At 58.3% G+C, this 722-nt stretch carries 2 pseudogenes; both read right to left on the minus strand.

Features of this window, described 5'->3' with window-relative positions:
• Positions 1-95 precede the first annotated feature (95 nt).
• Positions 96-212: pseudogene (locus AC1RJ3_RS29585) on the minus strand (DUF6124 family protein); the annotation flags it as partial.
• Between the two features lie 236 nt (positions 213-448).
• A pseudogene (locus AC1RJ3_RS29590) lies at positions 449-583 on the minus strand (DUF6124 family protein); the annotation flags it as partial.
• Positions 584-722 lie beyond the last annotated feature (139 nt).

Consider the following 722-nt stretch of genomic DNA (forward strand, 5'->3'; position numbering starts at 1 on the left):
AGCAAAACCGCATCGAATGGTTTTGGGACCGCTTCGCGCTCCAGCGGGAGCAACCACCCTCGCCACAAGGTTGTGCTCAACGCGTCGGAGTCGTAGGGATAGAAATTATCCAGCGCCCGATTTACCAGCAACTCGCCCAGCACCACCATCTGCTGAATCGCCAGCGCCACATGACGCCGCGAACCTTCCAGTTCGAAGGCTGGATTGCTGGCCGAACAGAAGTTGAGTGAGGAAAAGAGTTACTGGTAGCCGTAAGGTGCTGGTGAAAGACCTGACGCGGACTGTCTGACAGCCGACAGTCCCTTGTGGCGAGGGAGCTTGCTCCCGCTCGGCTGCGCAGCAGTCGTAACCCCCCTTTCACTCGGTCCTCCAGCAAAACCGCATCGAATGGTGTTGGGACCGCTTCGCGCTCCAGCGGGAGCAAGCTCCCTCGCCACAAGGTTGTGCTCTACGCGTCCGAGTCGTACGGATCGAAATTATCCAGCGCCCGGTTTACCAGCAACTCGCTCAGTACAATCATCTGCTGAATCGCCAACGCCACATGACGCCGCGAACCTTCCAGTTCGAAGGCTGGATTGCTGGCCGAACAGAAGTTGAGTGAGGAAAAGAGTTACTGGCAGCCGTAATATGCGGGTGAGAAACCTGACGGACTGTCTGACAGCAGACAGTCTCTTGCTCCCGCTCGGCTGCGCAGCAGTCGTAACCCCTTCGCTCGGTCCTCC

Source organism: Pseudomonas sp. GW822-FHT04C11 (assembly GCF_058800905.1).